Annotated in this window: 4 protein-coding genes; all 4 read right to left on the reverse strand. The window is 67.9% G+C overall.

Annotated features, from left to right (window positions below; genetic code table 11):
- Positions 1-260 precede the first annotated feature (260 nt).
- On the reverse strand, positions 261-1160 hold the full coding sequence (gene lepB, locus WA805_RS30440) for a signal peptidase I (protein WP_422286418.1): 900 nt from the start codon (positions 1158-1160) through the stop codon (positions 261-263).
- 60 nt (positions 1161-1220) lie between these two features.
- The gene (rplS, locus tag WA805_RS30445; RefSeq protein WP_422279626.1) at positions 1221-1580 is read right to left on the reverse strand and encodes a 50S ribosomal protein L19; all 360 of its coding nucleotides are present in this window, start codon (positions 1578-1580) and stop codon (positions 1221-1223) included.
- A 118-nt stretch (positions 1581-1698) separates the two neighbouring features.
- A complete protein-coding gene (gene trmD / locus WA805_RS30450; protein ID WP_425244050.1) occupies positions 1699-2739 on the reverse strand; it encodes a tRNA (guanosine(37)-N1)-methyltransferase TrmD in 1041 nt (346 codons plus the stop codon).
- Between the two features lie 170 nt (positions 2740-2909).
- The gene (gene rimM / locus WA805_RS30455; protein ID WP_425244051.1) at positions 2910-3425 is read right to left on the reverse strand and encodes a ribosome maturation factor RimM; all 516 of its coding nucleotides are present in this window, start codon (positions 3423-3425) and stop codon (positions 2910-2912) included.
- Between the last annotated feature and the right edge of the window lie 75 nt (positions 3426-3500).

The following is a 3500-nucleotide window of genomic DNA, read 5'->3' on the forward strand; positions in this document are numbered from 1 at the left end:
TGGCCGGGCTGGCCGGGCTGGCCGGGCTGGCCGGCGTTGCCGCGGCCGGGAATCGCGCGGGTGTCTTCCAGTTCAGACACCGGGTCGGCGGGATCCCACGGCGGCGATCCGAAGCCTTCCCGTGAGCCGGAACCGCTCATCCGCGTCCCCCTGTCCCCTCACGCCAGGCTGCACCGTCGTCGCTCATCAGCTTGAGCGTATCGCCACTTTCGCAATGGGTGATCGCTCGCATCGCTAACGATCATGGCGTTGCCCAAGGACTAGCTGCCCATTTCCCGCGAATCGTCACCAAGTTCCGGCGCCCGGCGGCGGCGCCAGGCGAGGACGCCGACGGTCAGGGCGGCGGCCGTGCCGCCCAAGACGGCGGGCGCCGCAGCCGTGGCGTGCAGCGCCACCTGCTGGAATGTGGCGGGAATGGGCAGGTCACCGATGCGTGACGGCGGCCAGATGATCACGAACGCGCGGCCGACGACCTCGCTCTCCGGGATGGCCCCGCCGCCCGGGTCGGTGGTGCGGTAGCGGGAGTCATCGGAATCCGCTCGGTTGTCCCCCATCACCCACAGGTGCCCGGCGGGCACCGTTATGTCGAACGGCAGCGAGGACGGGATGTCTCCAGGATGGATGTACGACTGCTCGCTCAGCGGAACCCCGTTGACGGTGATCCGTCCCTGCGCGTCGCAGCACACCACGTGATCACCGGGAAGGCCGATCACCCGCTTGATGTAGTCGGTTCCAGGCGCGGTGACGCCGACCAGGTTCGTAAGGTCGTCCCACAGCCGGAGGAACGGGTTGCCGGGCGGCGGCGGGGCGTCCGGGCCCCACGATCCCTGCCCGCTGAACACCACGACGTCCCCGCGCGCTATGTCACGGAACCGGTAGACGATCTTGCTGACCAGTACCCGGTCACCCGGCAGCAGGGTGTTCTCCATCGAACCGGACGGGATGGAGAACACCTCGACGACGAATGCCTTGAGCAGGATGGTCAGGGCAAGCGCCGCGACGACGATGACGACGAGGTCGCGCCAGAACGGACGCTTCCGCCGCTGTTTCTTCCCATCAGCGGGCGCCTGCTCCCCGGCCTGGGCGTCCGCTGGCGCGGGGTCCTGGCCGTTCTGGTTTCCCTGGGTGCCGGGGGCACCGGGGGAATCCTGGTCAGGCACGCCGTCGGAGCCTGGCCGGCCTGGCTCGGAGGCCATCGGCGGTCAGCCCGGCAGCCGTGGTCAGCTGGCGGTGGTGTCCCGGCGTTCCTTGATCCGGGCGGCCTTGCCGCGCAGATCCCGCAGGTAGTAGAGCTTGGCGCGGCGGACCCGGCCACGGGTCACTGGCTCGATCTTCTCGATCGAGGGGCTGTGCACCGGGAAGGTGCGCTCGACACCCACGCCGTAGCTCACCTTGCGGACGGTGAACGTCTCCCGCAGGCCGCCGCCCTGGCGCCGGATCACAACACCCTGGAACACCTGGATCCGGGAGCGGTTGCCTTCCTTGACCCGCACGTGCACCTTGATGGTGTCACCGGGGCGGAACTCCGGGACGTCGTCGCGGATCTGGGCCTGCTCAAGCTCGGCGATCGCGGTATGCATGGTGGAAATATCCTCAGTCAGTCCTGGCCGGATGTGCGCGCGACGCGCCTCCGGGGGTGTAAGCCTTCTTGCCAGGGAAACACCCCGGCGGAGTCAACGCCCGAACGGGCAGCGCTCTTCAGTGTGCCATACTTTCGCCGTCAACCGGAAAGCCAGCCTGAATGAGCACCGCCCGGTCGCGCGCATCCAGCCCGTCGGCGGCCGCGAGCCGCCAGATCAGGTCCGGCCGCCGTTCCGCGGTCCGCCGCAACGCCTCGTCCCGCTGCCACCGCGCTATCGCCGCGTGATCACCGGACAGCAGCACGGCCGGAACCTCATTCCCCCGCCAAGCCCGCGGCCGGGTGTACACGGGCCCTTCGAGCAACCCGTGCATCGAGCCGCCCCCGCCCCCGAACGAGTCGTCACTAACCGACCGCTCATTCCCGAGCACCCCGGGCAGCAAGCGGCAGACCGCTTCGACGATTACCACAACAGCCGCCTCACCCCCGGCGAGCACATAGTCCCCGATGCTCACCTCGTCGACGGCCATCCCCCGTGCCCGCGCATCCTCCACGACCCGCGCGTCAATTCCCTCATACCGCCCGCACGCGAACACCAAATGCCGCTCCCCCGCATAGGCAAGTGCCATCTCCTGCGTAAACGGCACCCCGCTAGGAGTAGGCACAACAAGCCTGGCCCCCCTGACGGATGGGACGGGCGAGGCGGAAGGAGTAGATGGAGTCGCAGCCCACGGCAAGGATGGATTGGCGGGCGAGCCCGCGGACGGGGCGGAGAGCGTGGACCGCTCGTCGGGCGACAGCGCGTTGGATGGCTCGGCCGGTGAGTTGATTGGAGTAGATGGAGTCGTAGCGAGCGGGGTGGATGGATTGGCGGACGACTGGGATTTGTCCGACAGGATCGCGTCGAGGGCCGCCCCCCACACGTCAGCCTTCATAACCATGCCAGGCCCGCCCCCGAAAGGGGTGTCGTCCACGGTGTGATGCACGTCTGTGGCCCATTGCCGCAGGTCATGGATGTGGAAAGCCACGTCCCCGCGAGCGGCCGCCTTACCGATTAGCGAAACGCCAAGAGGCCCGCCCACACCCGCGGCAGGCCCAAAATAATCCGGGAAGATCGTGACGACATCTACGCGCATAGCAACCTCCCTCGGTGATCTCATGATCACGAAAGAAAAGTACGCGTATAGGAGATTTTTCTTTCGTGATCATGCTGTGCGCTGCTGCCTTTGGGAGAAGCGGGGGCGCCGGTGGTGTGACGCCGCGTCGTTCGGTGCCGCTATCTGGCACCGACTGGACGCGGTGAACGCCACCACGCCCCGGCGACCCACGTTTAGAGCGTTTCCTGGAGGTCTATCAGCCCAGGCGGCGGGTCGATAACTAGAACACCATTAGCGACGTCTACGTCTGTCACGATCGCCCTTACGAAGGGCACCAGGATCTCGCGCGTCCCGGCGCGGACCGTCAGCAGGTCCTGGCCGGAGTGCGAGACGTCCTCGACGACGCCGATCTCGGTGCCGTCGACAGTGCGTACCGTCAGCCCGACCAGCTCGGAGTCGTGGAACTCGTCGGGGTCGTCGGACGGGGCGAACGTGCTCGAGTCGACGATCAGCCAGGTGCCGCGCAGCTCGCCGGCCGCGTCCCGGTCCCTGACGCCCTCGAACCTGACGAGGAGCTCGCCGGAGTGCCAGCGCACGGCGGCCACGGTGAGCGGCCCGATGTCCTCGGGATCGGTGTCCAGGCGGGAGCCTGGAGTGAACCTGAGTTCTGGCTCGTCCGTCCGGACACCGACCACGACATCACCACGGACCCCGTGCGGGCGGCCGATCCTGCCGACGGTTAACTGCATGGACCGTCAGCGGACTTCGCCGGTCTCCAGCAGGTCGATACGTACGTGCCGGTTCCCCGCCAGGGAGCTGATCAC

The organism is Trebonia sp., from assembly GCF_049794275.1.
Taxonomy (GTDB): Bacteria; Actinomycetota; Actinomycetes; order Streptosporangiales; family Streptosporangiaceae; genus Trebonia.